Origin of the sequence: Vibrio sp. 5S239, from assembly GCF_041439575.1 — a bacterium.
GTDB lineage: Bacteria > Pseudomonadota > Gammaproteobacteria > Enterobacterales > Vibrionaceae > Vibrio > Vibrio kanaloae.
The window spans coordinates 1-16,920 of the sequence record NZ_JBGOOM010000019.1 but is presented as its reverse complement, the minus strand read 5'-3'; the positions used below and the strand labels follow the sequence as shown (position 1 = coordinate 16,920).

Genomic DNA, 16,920 nt, shown 5'->3' with positions numbered 1-16,920 from the left:
TAGTTTCTGCTTTCTAATTTCTAACGCCGAGCTTGGACTAGTAATTACGAATCGCTGCAAAAGCGCGTTGCAGTTTTTCTGCGTCTTTTTTACCTGGAGCGGATTCAACGCCAGAGTTTAGGTCTAGCCCCAAGCAGCCCAACTTAGCCGCTTGGTTAGCATTTTCAGGATTTAGGCCACCCGCCAACATGATTGCGCTTTGGTTGTTGATTAGGTTCCAATCGAACACTTGGCCTGTGCCGCCTGTTTGAGAACCCACTTTAGTATCTAGCAGGTGGCGAGTCACGTTGCTTTCCAGTAATTCTGGTAGCGAGCTTTTAGCACCGGAATCAGCACCAGAAGCAACACCATAAGCTTTCCAAATCTCAACGCTTTCAGGCAGTGATTGTTTTAGCTCATCGACATATGCTTGAGACTCATCACCGTGCAATTGCACAGCGAACAGGCCTAGCTCAGAAACCGTTTTCGCAACGTCAGTAACGCTATGGTTTTGGAACACACCTACGTAGTTCAAAGGTGCGCCGCTCATAGTCAAACGAGCTGCTTCGATATCCACATAACGCTTAGATGCTTCAACGAAAATCAGGCCACCGAATACCGCACCAGCTTGATACGCTTTCGCTGCATCAACAGAGTGAGTTAAACCACACACCTTGTTTTCACCCAGCGTTACTTTACGCACCGCAAGCTCAAGGTTCTTCTCAGCCATTAGAGAGCTACCGATTAGGAAGCCATCTGCAAACGTTGAAAGGTCACGCACTTGTTGATGTGTGTAGATGCCAGACTCTGAAATCACGACTGCGTTTGGTGCCAGTTCGCGAATCAGCGGCGCCAACTCTTTAGTACGGTTCAAATCAGTCGAAAGGTCACGTAAGTTACGGTTGTTAATACCGATCACTTTTGCGTTTAGAGCGACTGCGCGGTGAAGTTCTTCTTCGTTGCTGACTTCGGTTAGCACACCCATGTTGAGTGAGTGAGCGACTTCTGCCAGCGCTTTGTACTCCTCGTCATCCAGTACCGATAGCATCAACAAGATAGCATCAGCGGAGTAATGACGAGCTAAGTAAACTTGGTAGGTATCAACCATGAAGTCTTTACACAGGATAGGCTGCTTAGCAATGCTGCGAACCTTAGGTAAAAACTCAAAGTCACCTTGGAAGTACTTCTCGTCTGTCAGCACTGAAATCGCGTTTGCGTGGTTGTTGTAAACCGACGCAATGTAGTCCAGGTCAAACTCATCACGGATTAAACCTTTTGACGGAGATGCCTTTTTACATTCGGTGATGAAAACAGTTTGCTTGCCGCTCAGAGAATAATAAAAGCTGCGGTCTGTTGCAGTTAGTGATGCTTTAAACTCATCTAATGGTTGAGTCTGCTTACGTGCTTCAACCCATTGGTATTTATCACGAACGATTTTTGCTAATACTTCCGCCATTTCAGCTTCTTTGACTGAAACGTGGGTCGACAGTTTATCGGTAGTCTGTGTCATGTTCTTTGTCTCGATTCGTCGTTCGTTAGGCGTGCGCAGCAAGCTTTTGTACAAGCTCGTACGCTTTGCCTGAGTTCATTACGTCAATCGCTTGCTGTGCGTTGGCTTTTAGGTCTTCGTGACCAAACAGACGCATCAATAGAGCAACGTTGACTGCCACTGCGCCAACTTGGGCTTCAGTGCCTTTACCCGTCAGGATATCGGTTGTGATGGATTTGTTCTCCTCTGGCTCGCCGCCCTTAATCGCTTCAAGAGGGTGAGTGTTCAAACCAAAGTCAGCCGGTGTCACTGTGTATTCGTGAATCTTGCCATCTTTAATTTCAGCAACCATGGTCTCGCCGTGAATCGCTACTTCATCAAGGCCGCTACCGTGAACAACCGCCGCGCGCTTCATACCCATTTGTAACATGGTTTCTGCGATAGGGCGTACTAGCTCTTTGCTGTAAACACCCATTAATTCGATGTTAGGGCGCGCTGGGTTAATCAGTGGGCCAAGAATATTGAAGATAGTGCGTGTTTTCATTGTTTGACGAACCGGCATCGCGTGACGTACACCGCCGTGATATTGCGGAGCAAATAGGAATGCTACGCCAAGTTCATCAACAGCCGTACGTGTGTCTTCTGCTGTCATCGCTAGGTTGATACCGAACGAGTCTAGTAAGTCAGAAGAGCCTGATTTGCTCGATACACTGCGGTTACCGTGCTTCGCGACTTTTAAGCCACACGCTGCGGCAACAAACGCAGAAGTCGTCGAAATATTAATGGTGTTGTGACCGTCGCCACCTGTACCTACGATGTCTGCGAAATCGTAATCAGGGCGTGGGAACGGGTTTGCATTCGCAAGCAGTGCTTTTGCTGCGCCTGCGATCTCATCGGGCGTTTCGCCTTTGATTTTTAGTGCAGTCAGCGCTGAAGCCATCAAGATTGGGTCAAGTTCACCCTTGATGATCACATCAAATAACTGTTGGCTTTCTTCTTGAGTAAGAGACTGCTGTTCGTAAAGCTTATTAATCTGTTCCATGATTTCGTCCTAGTTAGTCTTTTGGTCAAGAGTCGCTGTCTTCTCAAGGGGAGAGCTTTTCTCTAAATGAATAGGTTTCTCAAGAGCCCATTCGATAGCGTTCGCAAGAAGCGTTGCACCGTAGGTCGTCATAATTGATTCAGGGTGGAATTGGAATCCACAAACCTTGTCTTGTTCTTGAACCACAGACATCACCAAATCATCGACTTCAGCTGTCACCGTTAGGCTATCAGATACATGCGTTGCCACTAGAGAGTGGTAGCGAGCGATAGCCAATGGCGAAGGTAAGCTTTGGTAAGTCGCATGGTTTTGGTGTTCCATCATCGACACCTTACCATGAATGATTTCACCAGCGCCTGCAACGGTGCCGCCATAGGCTTCAACAATTGCTTGGTGGCCTAAGCAAATACCAATCATTGGCACTTTACCTTTTAGAAGCTGAATCAGCTCTGGCATACAGCCCGCATCTGCTGGAGCGCCAGGGCCAGGCGAAAGCAGTGCAACAGGGTTGTCTAGTTCGTTGATCGCTGCTTCAACAACCTTTGCCGGAATGTTGTTACGGTAAATTTTTACGCTGTGACCTAATGAACGAAACTGGTCTACAAGGTTGTAAGTGAACGAGTCGAAGTTATCGATGAATACAATATCAGCCATGATTACGACTCCTTCTTGTTTGATGTTTGCTGATTTGCTGCTGCGCTTTTAGTATGTGCAGCTTGAATCGCAGAGATAACCGCTTGTGCCTTGCCGCGAGTTTCATCGGCTTCTGCTTGTGGGTCAGAGTCGAATACCACACCAGCGCCAGCTTGTACTTGTGCAACGCCATCTTCAACGTAAGCAGAACGAATTACGATACAAGTATCTAGAGTCCCTTCACCGGTTAGATAACCGACTGCACCACCGTAGCTACCGCGACGCGTTTTTTCTACGTCACGAATAAGCTGCATTGCGCGGATTTTTGGTGCGCCCGTTAGCGTGCCCATGTTCATACAAGCTTGGTAAGCGTGCAGAGCATCTAAGTCTTCACGGAGCTGACCAACAACACGAGAAACCAAGTGCATTACATGGCTGTAGCGATCTACTTTCAGCAAGTCTGCTACGTGGCGAGTGCCTGCTTCAGCAATACGAGCTACATCGTTACGTGCTAGGTCGACTAGCATCATGTGCTCGGCGTTTTCTTTCTTGTCGGTGCGCAATTCAAGCTCGATACGGCTGTCTAGGTCGAAATCGATTTGACCATTCGGGCGCTTACCACGGCGACGAGTACCAGCAATTGGGTAAATCTCGATTTGGTTGGTTTCGGTTTCGTATTTCAGCGCGCTTTCTGGAGAAGCACCAAACAGAGTAAACAGCTCATCTTGCATGTAGAACATGTAAGGGCTTGGGTTACTTTGCTTGAGCTCTTTATAAGCCGCCAGTGGAGCTGGGCAAGGTAGAGTAAAGCGGCGTGAAGGTACTACTTGGAATACGTCGCCTTTAACTACGTACTCTTTTAGGTTACGAACCGTTTGGCAGAACTCTTCATCTGAAACGCTTGGTACCGCTTCAACGTTGTCTAGTGGCGTTACTTCTGTGATGGCTTTCAGTGACTGACATTGAGTTTGAATGTCGGCTAGACGGTCAGTTAATTGCGCTTTGATGCTATCATCTTGAGCATACAAGCTCGCGTGAAGTAGGCCTTCGTGCTCTTGGTGATCGAAACGCAGTAGTGTTTCAGCTACGTAGAATACAAAGTCAGGGCACTTGTTGGTTGTTTCCGCATCGCCTAACGGTTCAAAGTTTGCCACGATGTCGTAAGCGAATAGGCCAGCCATGAATAACGCGTGTTTGTTGCTTGGGTCTTGCTCGAAACTGTGCTGAACCAAACGTAGAGCGTCAAAAGAAGAGGCTTCTCTTAAACGCGAGTCTTCGTCCAATTCGTTGCTTGGCTCGACAAAAGATAGCGTTAGTAAGTTTTCGCTCAGATCAGATTTAATCTCTGTTTTAACGTTTTGAGTTAGATGCTCGATCAGTGCTTGACCGTTTTGAGTCAACGCTTGAAAGGTTACTTCATGTCCGCGACATACGATGCGAACTGCAGAATCGATAAGGAGTAGGCTTGTTAGGTTCTGTTTGGATTCAATTTCAGCAGATTCCAGCAGCAAGCTGTCTGTTTTATTTTCACACAACGTATGAAAAACACTGGTTGGATCTTGCGAGTAGGGAACTGAAGAATTGATGGTCTCAATAGCTCCCAGCTTTTTGATTTCAATGGCCTTGTTCACAAGACCTCCTTTATGATTTTTTATATTTCCTGCCGTACATAGTCGCATAAAGATACCCTTCACCCAATATAGAATATGGTCAACTCGTTGATTTGTTAGTGAGTGGAATGTGAAATGTTCGACAAATTAAAAAGCCCGCTATGAAAGCGGGCTTAGTGATAACTTTTTTATAAACAAATCGTTTAACTAGAAGTACACATTAGCCCACCAAGAACTTGTCCAAGTGCGCCACCAATTAAGTTCTGAACTTGCTTCTGCTGAAGAAAGTTCTAAAACTTTATCTTTATGGTACTGGTTAAATTCTTGTAACATAGTGGACCTATCAAATGTGATACTTCGTATTTGTGTACTAGTTAACTAGTTTTACTCTTGCAGGTCAAGTGTGTTGACACAAATATAACGATAAAAATTGAAAACAATGAAAAAGAATATATGAGAATTGATCTACATAGTCATACAACAGCCTCAGATGGCCGACTTACTCCACCTGAGCTGATTGACCGAGCGCTAGGCTTTAACATCGAAGCGTTAGCGATTACAGATCATGATACGACTGATGGACTTGCTGAAGCACGCAACTATATTGCTGACAACAACCTTCCTATTCAGTTGATTAACGGAATCGAGATTTCAACCGTTTGGCAAAACAAAGATATCCATATTGTTGGGTTAAACGTCGATCCTGAATCGCCAGAATTGAAAACGTTAATTGAACAACAAAAGCTTCATCGTATTGGGCGTGCCGAGATGATTGCTCAACGACTCGAAAAAGCGACCCGAGCAGGGGTGTTAGAAGAAGTTAAAGTGATTGCGGGTGATGCGCCTATTACTCGCGCTCACTTTGCTAAGTGGTTAGTCGATAATGGCTACGCGAAAACCATGCAGCAAGTGTTTAAAAAGTTTCTGACTCGCAACAATCCAGGTTATGTACCACCAACATGGTGCTCAATGGGTGACGCTGTAACGGCCATTCATGCGGCAGGTGGACAAGCTGTGCTAGCACACCCTGGAAGGTATGGGCTCACCGCGAAGTGGATTAAGCGTCTTCTCGCTGCATTTGTTGAAGCAAAGGGTGACGCTATGGAAGTTGCTCAACCTCAGCAAGCGCAACAAGAAAGGCGCACACTTGCGGATTATGCTATACAATACAAACTATTAGCCTCCCAAGGCAGTGACTTCCATTATCCGTCTCCGTGGATGGAACTTGGACGTAATCTCTGGCTACCTTCTGGGGTCGAAGAAGTATGGAAAGATTGGGAGTTTCAAACGGTTTCACCATCTGATACCAATGACAGTATTTAGGTGAACCAGCTCCTTCTGATGATAGAGTCGAGAGATTCGATAACGAGGATCAACAATGAGCCAGTTTTTTTATGTACACCCAGATAACCCACAAGCGCGTTTAATCAGCCAAGCGGTTGCTATCATTCGCAATGGCGGAGTTGTGGTTTATCCAACAGATTCCGGTTATGCGCTGGGTTGTCAGCTTGAAAACAAACAAGCACTTGAACGTATTTGTAAAATTCGCCGTATAGATGATAAACACAACTTCACTTTGTTATGCCGTGATCTTTCTGAGTTGTCACTGTATGCACGAGTCGATAACGTGGCTTTCCGTCTGCTTAAGGCACATACGCCAGGTGCTTACACGTTTATCTTTAAAGCAACCAAAGAAGTGCCAAAGCGTTTGATGAATGCCAAGCGTAAAACGATTGGTATTCGTGTCCCAGACAACAAGATTGCACTCGACTTGTTGGAAGCGATGGGCGAACCACTGATGTCGACGTCATTGATTCTTCCGGGTAACGAGACTACTGAGTCGGATCCAGAAGAAATTCGTGACAGTCTAGAGCATGCGGTTGATGTGATTTTGAATGGTGGCTACCTAGGTGAGCAACCGACGACGGTTATTGACTTCAGTGACGATGATGCAGTGGTTCTACGTCGTGGTGCTGGCGATCCTGCGCCGTTTGAATAATCGCTTTACTGATTAACAGTCTGTAACGATACAGCAAGCCTGCCACAGTAAATAACAAGTGCTTTTTGGCAGGTTATTTGCGATAATACGCGACCGCGATTTGGTCGCGAAAAATTCATTCGACGTCTGTGAAGACGACAATTAGGTAGAAAAGAGTAAATGAGCGAAAAATTACAGAAGGTTTTAGCGCGAGCTGGTCACGGTTCTCGTCGTGAACTAGAAGGTTTAATCAAATCTGGTCGTGTAAGTGTTAACGGTCAAGTTGCGAAACTGGGCGAGCGTCTTGAAGACGAGAACTCAGTGATCCGTATCGATGGCCATACTGTTTCAGGCAAGGCTTCTGAAGAAGTGGTTTGTCGTGTACTTGCTTACTACAAACCTGAAGGTGAACTTTGTACTCGTCACGATCCTGAAGGCCGCCGTACTGTTTTCGATCGTCTACCTAAGATCCGTGGTTCTCGTTGGATTTCAGTTGGTCGTCTTGATGCAAACACATCAGGCCTTTTGCTTTTCACTACTGATGGTGAGCTTGCAAACCGTCTAATGCACCCAAGCCGTCAGGTTGAGCGTGAGTACCTAGTACGTGTATTCGGTGAAGTGACTGAGCAAAAAGTTAAAAACGTTACTCGTGGCGTACAACTAGAAGACGGCATGGCTCGTTTTGAAGATGTGGTTTACGCTGGCGGTGAAGGTATGAACCATACTTTCTACGTAGCGATTAACGAAGGTCGTAACCGTGAGGTTCGTCGTCTTTGGGAATCTCAAGAAACGACAGTAAGCCGTCTGAAACGTGTACGTTACGGTGATATCTACCTTGATAAGAAACTGCCTCGTGGCGGTTGGAAAGAGCTAGATCTTCAAGAAGTTAACTACTTGCGTGAGCTTGTTGAGCTTAAGCCAGAGAAAGAGACACTGTTGGACCTTGATCCTTCAAACACTTCTCGTAAGCGTGAGCGTTCTCGTAGCCAAAAAATTCGTCGTGCTGTTAAGCGTCACGAAGAGCGTGCAAACGCACCAAAAGGCCGTAGCAATCAAACTAAACGCAAGAAGCCTGCAACGCGCGGTACTACAACACCTGATTCAGGTCGTAGCGCTCCAGCTGCAAACAAAGGCAAACCTCAGGCTAACAAAAGTAAGCCTAAACTGAACAACGGTCGTCCGGCTAAACCAGCTAAGCCAAGAACACGTCAGTAATTACGGCAGTAGTTGCTACAGTTCTTAAGCTTAAAGCTTCATTAGCTAAAAGCACTGAATACTAAAAAACCTGCTCATTGAGCAGGTTTTTTTACGTCTAGAAGAAGTAAAAGATGCGGGATACGAGTAATCGAGTATCGAAAACATACTGCCATAATCGGCAGTAGCATGCTCTTCGCATCTCTTATCTCGTTTACGCGCATCTATAAATCTTTTCGTATCTCGTTGTATTTACTTATGGTTCGAAAAGTTATCGCCTTTCGCTAATCGATCGTAAAGCACAACGTTTACTGATGCGGCTAGGTTCATGCAACCATTGGTTGGGACGTAAATCGTCTCACGACAGAAGTCGGTGATCTCTTTCTTTAGCGTGCCGTCTTCAGGGCCAAAGATGTAAAACGCACGTGGTGGATGTTTGTAATCCGGTAGAGGCTTTGCGCCCTCAATCAGATCGACAGCAACAGGTACGCAGCCTACTGGAATGATGTCTTTCAGATTTTCAACACCAATTAAAGGCAGTTCTAGGTGCTTCTCTTTGGTATCGGTATGGAATTTTCGCGCGTGGTCGTAGCGAGTGCCCGTGTAAAACACAGAGTTGGCGCCGTAGCAGCCAGCCGCTCGCATTACTGAGCCTACGTTTTCAGGCGTCTTTGGATTAACTAGGCCAATGCAGGCATAGCCTTTCGATTGTGTGTCTGTTTTTGCTTTGGTCATAATCAGTGAATCTAACGTTGATGATGAAAGTGGGTAGTCACGATGGGGAATAGCGTGATAAAAATAGCCGAGCAATGGGCTCGGCTAACTTTTAACTAGCGTACATGAATACTTGTTTACTCATGCAGATGAGCGTCAACAGCGGTATTAGTCGCGTTTCCACAGCATGTGACAGAACTTATGGTCTGGATCACGGCTGATTAGCATGCGAGCAAATACGTCGTCTAGAACGTCATCCGCTTCATTCACAAGACCAATGCGCACTTCAGCGTAGATTTCTTTGTCGACTTCAAAGCCAACATGTTCAACCCAATCATCGCCAGTTTCAACAAGCTCTGCTGCGCCACGATCTTCAAACTGAGCCGTGAAAAGAATCACGTCTGCAGGTTCTAGGTTGTCAGGTGCCATCTCTAGGAAGATGTCGTATGCAGTGTCAATTGCGTCGTCATAAGACATTAGGTCGTTAGCTTCGGTCATAATAAGTATCTTAGCTTGCGCGGTTCATGTATTTACGTTCAGCAGTGTTTACTACTACTTTGTCGCCAGTCGCGATGTACTCAGGTACTTGGATTGTAAGACCTGTAGATAGACGAGCAGGCTTAGTACGAGCAGACGCTGATGCACCTTTGATTGAAGGGTCAGTTTCTTCGATAACTAGCTCAACAGAGGTTGGTAGCTCAAGCGTCGCAGCGTTGCCATCGATAAGGATCGCGTACATACCTTGAGTTTCTTCGTTGATGAATAGTAGTTCGTCTTCGATTGTTTCACCGTTGAAGATGAATTGAGTGTAATCTTCGTTATCCATGAAGATGTACTCGTTGCCATCAACGTAAGAGAACATTACTGCACGCTTAGTTACGTCGATAGTTTCAACGATTTCGTCAGCCTTGTGGCGAACTTCAGTTTTAACGCCAGTTGCTACATCGTTACCACGGAAGCGGTAAATTTTTTGGCCGCCACGGCCGCCTGGTGTTGTTACTTCGATATCTTTAACGATCACTGTTTTGCTTTCTACTGTGATAGCAAAACCTTTTTTAATTTCACTTGCTCTAGGCATTTTGTGTTTGTCCTTATTGGGTCTATCCGCTGATTATATCTCGGAGATGCTATAAATAGGAATAGCTTGAATCATAAAGTCACCTAGGCGATCATAGAGTTATAGTTAAATCATTATTTTATTTACCGAAACGACCTATGCAGCTACCTGTTATTGACCCAACACAGCCTTTTCAACCTGAATTCCAACCTGTGGTTAACGATCTGATTACCTTCTTAAAAGGTGGGTTAGGTTCTAATCTACACAGTGTCTATATTTATGGCAGTGTCGCTCGCAAGCAAGCCGTCGTCGGTCGCTCAAATCTTGATGTGGTTGTAGTGACACACCGCCCGTTTCCTGAACAACGAACCACGCTGTTAAACACCATTAAATGGCGCTTCCAAAAAAGCTTCCCGCAGGTCACTCAAGTCGCGATTAAAACTACCTTAGTGAGCGAGATAGTCGATTTCGACAACATCTTCACATGGGGTTTTATGCTCAAGCATTTAGCCGTGTGTGTGCATGGTGAAGATTTGTCAGATTGCTATGGTGATTTTGAAACAAGTTGGGAAATTGCTAAGCACTGGAATATGGATGCTGAAAACTGGTTAGCGGTGTATCGCAACAAGATTGCACGAGCGACAACGTCAGAACAACAAATCGCTGCGCAGGTGATTATCGCCAAGAAGCTTTTACGAGCGAGTTACTCACTGGTGATGTACCGCGATAAATATTGGTACGATGATCCATTAGAGTGTGGTCAACAGTTCTTGAAGTATCACCCAGATAGAGAAGTCGAAATCCAAAGACTGGGGATTTTACTTTCTGGTAGACCAATCCCTAAACGTTCGGTGATCGGTATTCTTGATGGCTTTGGTGAATGGTTGATTAAGCAGTATCAGAAAACCGAGTTCAGAATCGGATAGAGATTTATAACTGGTTAATTGATACTAAAAAGCAGAGCGTGCTGAAGAGCATGTCTCTGCTTTTTTCGTTTAAAGGGCATATAAAATAGTGCTAGAACAGACCCAACTGCTGCCCACTGACTCTTTCAAAATCTAAACCGATGAAGGGTAGGATAGCCTCTGCGACGGGCTTAATCTGTTTGTCGATATAGTGCTGATAATCGATACCACTCTTTAAATACTCTTTGGGCTCAGGGCCACTCAGAGTAATCAAATACTCAATACGTCCTTTGTTTTGGTATTGAAGAGGGCGTCCTAACTGAGCATTAATCTCATCGGCCATACGAGCTGCGCGAACCTGCGGCGGAATGTTCTTTTGGTATTCATGTAATTTGCGGCGTAAGCGCTTTTGATACACCAATAAATCATCATGTTTGCCAGCAGAGGTTTTATCGACAAACTGTCTGACATAGTCGGTTGGATCTTGGTCGTGAAACACCATCTCATACAAGGTTTGTTGGAATTGCTGGGCGAGAGGTGTCCAATCGGTGCGTGCACTCTCTAGTCCTTTAAAGATGATCTTCTCTTGGTCGCCTTGAGTGATTAAGCCTGCATAACGTTTCTTCGAGCCAGTTTCTGAACCTCGAATGGTTGGCATCAGGAACTTGCGATAGTGAGTCTCGTATTCCAATTCAAGTATCGAGGTTAGGTTGTAGGTCTCTTTGAGATGATTCGTCCACCAATCGTTTATGTAAGCGACAAGTTCATTCCCGATCTCGTCGGCTTGTCGTTGATCATAACTGCCATTCAGAGACACGAAGGTTGAATCGGTATCGCCGTAGATAACTTGGTAGCCTTTGTCTTCGATAAGCACTTTGGTTTGCTTCATGATCTCATGCCCACGCATGGTAATCGAAGACGCTAACCGGGTATCGAAGAAACGACAGCCAGACGAACCTAACACACCATAGAATGAGTTCATGATGATCTTAATCGCCTGAGAGAACGCCTTCTCGTTGTTCTTCTTCGCCACATCACGTGCAGCCCAGAGGTTTTCAATCATCTCAGGCAAGAAGTGTTTAGAACGGTGGAATTGTCCACCGCGGAAACCATCAACCGCTTGGTTTTCTGCAGTCCCTAGTTCCAACTTCAACCCTTCAATCAGCCCCATAGGGTCAATCAGAAACGAGCGAATGATCGATGGATACAGGCTCTTAAAATCGAGTACCAAAACTGAGTCGTAGAGGTTGGGAATTGAATCCATCACATAACCGCCGGGGCTTGCAATCCAATTCTCTGGCTCTAAGTTCGGTGCGACATAACCCGCTCTGTGGATTTGAGGCAGATATAAGTTAGTAAAGGCAGCAACAGATCCACCAACGCGATCCAGTTCTACACCGGTTAATCGAGAGCGTTCAATCGCGAAGTCGAGTAAGTGAGTGTGTTCGAAGATGCTGTTGACTAGCACGCAGTCTTGAAGGTTGTACTTAGCGAGTGAAGGTTTATCGAACTTAAACATTCGGTTTATCTCATCCATACGGTCATGAACGTTGTGGATGTCTTTGCCTTCACCAAGCAGTTCTTGCGATACCGATTCAAGTGACCAAGAACGGAAGTGGTAGGTCGCAGTCTTGAGCATATCGATGCCATCCAAGACAACGCGCCCTGGAATCGTGATAAAGCCTTGCTGATTTTGTGCCGAACTGCGGAAAAAGCTCGGTTGGTTGTCTCTGCCGATGTTGAGCTTCACTTCGTTCCATTCTGAACGTTTGTGTAGCAGCCTAAAATCGAAGTCGATAACGTTCCAACCAATAATGATGTCAGGATCAAATTCAGAGAACCAAGCTATCATTGCTTCGAGTAGCGCTTTCTCGTTGGCAACCCATTGGATATTGGTTTCAGCTTGTTGTGCTTTGCCGACCATTATTACTCGGCTGTCCATCGGGCTGTCTAGGCCAATTGAATAAAGCACGCCTTTTTCCGAACACTCAATATCAAGCGAGACCACAGATAGATTAGGTAAGTAATCACCTGCTCGGCATTTCGCATTTGAGACTCGACGATGCCGACTTTTTTGCGTAGTAGATCCTGTGAACTCAATACTTCCTTTGATAAAACGTTCCATTAAGAATCGATCGGCGAGTCGAATATCGCTTTCAAAGGTTTGGATTTCTTCGTTGTGAAAAGCTTGCGCTAAACCAAAGCTACTTCTCGACAGTGAGGTGTAACACGCGGCGAGAGGTATTTGCTCGAATGTGGCTAGTTCTAGAGGCTTAAATTGGCAATCAATCGCCTCTTTCGCTGCGATTGCCTGACATGCTTCAACGTCAGATTGAGCTACAAAAAATACAGGTTTTTCATTTTGAATTGTCAGCAGAGTAGGGCCTTGAGAGGTGCTTAACCACAAGTCGATTTGTGTGCGCCCTGAAAAATCTCTTGCTTGTCTTGTGAGTACAAAGCCTTGCTGAATATCCAATGTAGTAACCTATTGAAACTGGGAATCGAATACTACCATCTAGCGCCGAATTTCGCACAACAGGCTGACCAAATAGTCATTAATTTATCGGTAATAGCGTTGAATAACGGGACTATATAAGCAAAAAAGTGAAATTGTCACGAATGGTTATTCAATGGTATTGAAAATATTTTTATCTTATGTAATTTTATTGGCGTTGTTTTAACTAGTTGACTTTTAACAAAAGCTTGTTGTTTTAGCTGCCTTATTTATAAATAAGTACTTGCTAAAGTTCGTATTTCAGCACATATTCAACAGAGCTTTTTTTTACTAATTAAGTTAAGATGTACTCAATGCTGCGATTCACTGTTCATTCGTTTAATTGTTTCAAGCAAATGAAATGGCACAGTGGTTGCAGAGCCAATTAATAGTGTGGAGATACAAGTTTGATAAATGTTTTCCTTGTAGATGATCACGAGCTGGTTCGCACAGGGATACGACGTATTATTGAAGACGTCCGTGGAATGAACGTAGCAGGGGAAGCTGAAAGCGGTGAAGATGCTGCAAAATGGTGTCGTACTAACAATACAGATGTCATTTTGATGGATATGAATATGCCTGGTATTGGTGGCTTAGAAGCAACCAAGAAGATTTTGCGCTTCAACCCTGATGTTAAAATCATTGTTTTAACTGTTCATACGGAAAATCCGTTTCCAACTAAAGTGATGCAAGCTGGAGCTGCTGGTTACCTTACTAAAGGGGCAGGTCCGGATGAAATGGTCAATGCCATTAGAGTGGTGAATAGCGGCCAACGATACATTTCACCAGAAATTGCGCAGCAGATGGCTTTGAGCCAGTTTTCGCCTGCGTCTGAAAATCCATTCGCAGACTTATCTGAACGTGAATTGCAAATCATGATGATGATTACCAAAGGTCAGAGAGTGACGGATATTTCAGAACAACTCAATCTAAGCCCTAAAACAGTCAATAGTTACCGCTACCGTTTGTTCAGTAAACTGGATATCAGTGGCGATGTAGAGTTGACGCATTTAGCGATTAGACATGGAATGCTAGATACTGAGACCCTTTAACACTGAGATCGTATAGTGTGACTAACTTGTTTGACTCTGTCTCATTCCTTAAGACAGTAACAGAACAGCCTGGCGTTTATCGAATGTATAACGCCGAGGCTGTTGTTATTTACGTCGGTAAAGCTAAGAACCTCAAAAAACGCCTTTCCAGTTATTTCCGGAAAAAAGTCGACGGTGAAAAAACACGCGCTTTAGTTAGCAATATCGACAAGATCGATGTCACTGTAACGCACACGGAAACAGAAGCGCTCATTCTTGAGCACAACTACATCAAGCAGTACTTGCCTAAATACAATGTACTTTTGCGTGATGATAAGTCGTACCCTTATATTTTTATTAGTGGTCACAAACATCCTCGTTTGTCGATGCATCGTGGTGCTAAGAAGAAAAAGGGAGAGTACTTTGGTCCTTATCCTGATTCCGGCGCTGTGCGTGAGACGTTGCACCTAATACAGAAAATTTTTCCTGCTCGTCAGTGTGAAGATACGGTTTATGCCAACAGAACACGCCCATGTTTGATGTATCAGATTGGTCGTTGTGCAGCGCCATGTGTCAGTTCGATTATCTCTGATGAAGAGTACAGTGAACTTATCGACTACGTTCGCCTGTTCCTGCAAGGGAAAGATAAGCTGGTTCTTGAAACACTCATCGACAAGATGGATAAGGCGAGCCAAGAGCTTCGTTTTGAGCAAGCGGCTGCTTTCCGCGATCAAATCCAAGCGATCAGACGCGTTCAAGAGCAGCAGTATGTATCTGACGATTCTATGGAAGATATGGACGTGTTGGGATTTGCCCAAGAGAATGGCGTGGCGTGTATTCACATCTTGATGATTCGCCAAGGCAAAATCTTAGGTAGCCGAAGCCATTTCCCTAAAATCCCCAACAATACGGTGCGAGAAGAGGTATTTTCGAGCTTTTTAAGCCAGTATTATCTAGCGCACAATGAAGCGAGAACCATCCCGACTCGTTTAATTTTAAATGCCGATTTGATGGATGATGTCACACCTATTCAAGAAGCATTGTGTGAAGTCGCAGGCCGAAAGATACACTTCAACTCCAATCCTTCTGGGACTCGAGGCCGTTACCTTAAGCTATCGAATACCAACGCATTAACGGCAATAACCACCAAGATTAATCATAAGATGACGATCAATCAGCGCTTTAAAGAGCTTCAAGAAGTGCTGTCGATGGATGCTATCAAACGCATGGAGTGTTTCGATATCAGCCACACCATGGGTGAAAGCACGATCGCTTCTTGTGTGGTATTCAACCCAGAAGGACCAGTTAAACCAGAATACCGTCGCTACAACATCATGGATATTACAGGCGGCGATGACTACGCGGCGATGGCTCAGGCGCTGGAGAGGCGTTATTCGAAGCAGCTTGATGTCGATAAGATCCCAGACATCATCTTTATTGATGGCGGTAAAGGGCAGTTAAATAGTGCTTATGAGATTATTTCTAAATACTGGGGAGATTGGCCGGTTAGACCAAGAATGATGGGTATTGCAAAAGGGGTGACTCGTAAGCCTGGCCTAGAAACCTTAGTGACCTTAGAAGGCGAAGAATTTAACTTACCCAGCGATGCGCCAGCGTTACATCTAATTCAACACATCCGTGACGAGAGCCATAATCATGCAATTGCGGGACACAGGGCGAAACGAGGTAAGACGCGTCGAACCAGTGCACTGGAAGGAATCGAAGGGGTAGGACCAAAACGTCGCCAAGCATTACTGAAATATATGGGGGGCTTACAAGAACTTAAACGTGCAACTGTCGAAGAAATAACCAAAGTGCCGGGCATTAGTCATTCTTTGGCAGAAAATATTTATCAAGCATTGAAACAATAGTAAAAATCCCGCACCATTGACGCGCGATTAATAAGAGCCTAATAAAATGCGTTTAAATATACCTAACATTTTGTCCTTGCTGCGACTATTTCTGATTCCAGTGTTCGTTGTGGTTTTTTACTTACCTTATGAATGGGCTCCTTTTGCTGCTGCAATGGTCTTTTGGGTTGCGGGTTTCACCGATTGGCTAGATGGCATGCTGGCACGCAAGCTTGGACAAACCTCTCGCTTTGGTGCATTTATTGACCCTGTCGCTGATAAAGTACTTGTTGCAACTGCTCTTATACTTATTACTGAACATTACCACTCAATTTGGATTACTATTCCAGCGGTAACTATGATTGCTCGCGAAATTATTATTTCCGCTCTTCGAGAATGGATGGCGGAAATCGGCAAACGTGCAAGTGTTGCTGTGTCTTGGGTTGGTAAGGTTAAAACAGTTTCTCAAATGTTCGCGTTATGGGTACTTATTTGGCGTTATGACGATTGGATGGTTTGGGTTGGTTATATTGCGCTCTATGCTGCAACGCTTCTAACTTACTGGTCTATGGCGCAATACTTGATGGCCGCCAAAGACGATTTGTTAGACGAGAAACATCATTGATGAAGAAGCGAGCTGAGGCTCGCTTTTTTGATCTTTAACCTTAGGTTAAGTTGTCAATACTGGACATCTAATGTGATATAGATCTCCTTTGAATAACCCGCTCACAGTGTGTTTTGAACATAAAGTCAGCTATTTGGCCTGTTTCGTATGAAATCTACCCAAACGAATTAAAAATACAAAAATAATATTGACTCAATCGTCTGAATCCGTAAAATGCATCCCGTACCCAAGAGGATGGCAATGAGCGATTCGACTGGAGTTACTAAGGCGCCTTGGCAGAGTGGCTATGCAGCGGATTGCAAATCCGTGGACCTCGGTT

General features: G+C 44.9%; 16 protein-coding genes and 1 other annotated feature. Of the genes, 7 read left to right on the top strand and 9 right to left on the bottom strand.

Annotation, left to right across the window (positions count from 1 at the left end; translation table 11 throughout):
• Positions 1-37 precede the first annotated feature (37 nt).
• The 5 genes from trpCF to ACED48_RS14545 form a co-directional block, all read right to left on the bottom strand.
• Positions 38-1,489, bottom strand: a complete 1,452-nt coding sequence (trpCF, locus tag ACED48_RS14565; protein WP_017055105.1) for a bifunctional indole-3-glycerol-phosphate synthase TrpC/phosphoribosylanthranilate isomerase TrpF — start codon at positions 1,487-1,489, stop codon at positions 38-40.
• Between the two features lie 25 nt (positions 1,490-1,514).
• Positions 1,515-2,510, bottom strand: coding sequence for an anthranilate phosphoribosyltransferase (gene trpD, locus ACED48_RS14560; protein ID WP_017055106.1), 996 nt, complete (start codon positions 2,508-2,510; stop codon positions 1,515-1,517).
• Positions 2,511-2,519: 9 nt separating this feature from the next.
• Positions 2,520-3,164, bottom strand: coding sequence for an aminodeoxychorismate/anthranilate synthase component II (locus tag ACED48_RS14555; protein ID WP_017055107.1), 645 nt, complete (start codon positions 3,162-3,164; stop codon positions 2,520-2,522).
• Between the two features lie 2 nt (positions 3,165-3,166).
• Complete coding sequence (locus ACED48_RS14550; RefSeq protein ID WP_017055108.1) at positions 3,167-4,774, bottom strand: anthranilate synthase component 1; 1,608 nt, start codon at positions 4,772-4,774, stop codon at positions 3,167-3,169.
• 125 nt (positions 4,775-4,899) lie between these two features.
• Positions 4,900-5,014: a sequence feature (Trp leader region), on the bottom strand.
• On the bottom strand, positions 4,961-5,086 hold the full coding sequence (locus ACED48_RS14545; RefSeq protein ID WP_017055109.1) for a trp operon leader peptide: 126 nt from the start codon (positions 5,084-5,086) through the stop codon (positions 4,961-4,963). (Overlaps the previous feature by 54 nt.)
• 120 nt (positions 5,087-5,206) lie before the next feature.
• On the opposite strand from ACED48_RS14545, the gene ACED48_RS14540 reads away from it, so the two are divergent.
• The 3 genes from ACED48_RS14540 to rluB all read left to right on the top strand — a co-directional run bounded on the left by ACED48_RS14540 (position 5,207) and on the right by rluB (position 7,946).
• Complete coding sequence (locus ACED48_RS14540; RefSeq protein ID WP_017055110.1) at positions 5,207-6,076, top strand: PHP domain-containing protein; 870 nt, start codon at positions 5,207-5,209, stop codon at positions 6,074-6,076.
• 55 nt (positions 6,077-6,131) lie between these two features.
• Positions 6,132-6,752 carry an L-threonylcarbamoyladenylate synthase gene (locus ACED48_RS14535; RefSeq protein WP_017055111.1) on the top strand — a complete coding sequence of 207 codons (621 nt, stop codon included), beginning with the start codon at positions 6,132-6,134 and terminating at the stop codon, positions 6,750-6,752.
• A gap of 159 nt (positions 6,753-6,911) precedes the next feature.
• Positions 6,912-7,946, top strand: a complete 1,035-nt coding sequence (gene rluB / locus ACED48_RS14530) for a 23S rRNA pseudouridine(2605) synthase RluB (protein WP_017055112.1) — start codon at positions 6,912-6,914, stop codon at positions 7,944-7,946.
• Positions 7,947-8,177: 231 nt separating this feature from the next.
• On the opposite strand, the gene ACED48_RS14525 is transcribed toward rluB, so the two are convergent.
• From ACED48_RS14525 to yeiP, 3 genes are all read right to left on the bottom strand, one after another.
• Positions 8,178-8,660, bottom strand: a complete 483-nt coding sequence (locus tag ACED48_RS14525; RefSeq protein ID WP_017055113.1) for an RNA methyltransferase — start codon at positions 8,658-8,660, stop codon at positions 8,178-8,180.
• 147 nt (positions 8,661-8,807) lie between these two features.
• A complete protein-coding gene (locus tag ACED48_RS14520) occupies positions 8,808-9,137 on the bottom strand; it encodes an HI1450 family dsDNA-mimic protein (protein WP_017055114.1) in 330 nt (109 codons plus the stop codon).
• Positions 9,138-9,147: 10 nt separating this feature from the next.
• The gene (gene yeiP / locus ACED48_RS14515; RefSeq protein ID WP_017055115.1) at positions 9,148-9,717 is read right to left on the bottom strand and encodes an elongation factor P-like protein YeiP; all 570 of its coding nucleotides are present in this window, start codon (positions 9,715-9,717) and stop codon (positions 9,148-9,150) included.
• 137 nt (positions 9,718-9,854) lie between these two features.
• Here yeiP and ACED48_RS14510 point away from each other — a divergent pair, with 137 nt between their 5' ends.
• Positions 9,855-10,622 carry a hypothetical protein gene (locus ACED48_RS14510; protein ID WP_017055116.1) on the top strand — a complete coding sequence of 256 codons (768 nt, stop codon included), beginning with the start codon at positions 9,855-9,857 and terminating at the stop codon, positions 10,620-10,622.
• Positions 10,623-10,713: 91 nt separating this feature from the next.
• Here ACED48_RS14510 and ACED48_RS14505 read toward each other — a convergent pair whose 3' ends face one another.
• Positions 10,714-13,077, bottom strand: a complete 2,364-nt coding sequence (locus ACED48_RS14505; RefSeq protein ID WP_017055117.1) for a DNA polymerase II — start codon at positions 13,075-13,077, stop codon at positions 10,714-10,716.
• Positions 13,078-13,502: 425 nt separating this feature from the next.
• On the opposite strand from ACED48_RS14505, the gene uvrY reads away from it, so the two are divergent.
• Genes uvrY through pgsA form a run of 3 tightly spaced genes read left to right on the top strand, consistent with a single transcriptional unit; the run spans position 13,503 to position 16,601 of the window.
• Positions 13,503-14,147, top strand: coding sequence for a UvrY/SirA/GacA family response regulator transcription factor (gene uvrY, locus ACED48_RS14500; RefSeq protein WP_017055118.1), 645 nt, complete (start codon positions 13,503-13,505; stop codon positions 14,145-14,147).
• A 17-nt stretch (positions 14,148-14,164) separates the two neighbouring features.
• A complete protein-coding gene (gene uvrC / locus ACED48_RS14495) occupies positions 14,165-15,997 on the top strand; it encodes an excinuclease ABC subunit UvrC (protein WP_029626781.1) in 1,833 nt (610 codons plus the stop codon).
• Positions 15,998-16,043: 46 nt separating this feature from the next.
• Positions 16,044-16,601, top strand: a complete 558-nt coding sequence (gene pgsA / locus ACED48_RS14490; RefSeq protein ID WP_017055120.1) for a CDP-diacylglycerol--glycerol-3-phosphate 3-phosphatidyltransferase — start codon at positions 16,044-16,046, stop codon at positions 16,599-16,601.
• Positions 16,602-16,920 lie beyond the last annotated feature (319 nt).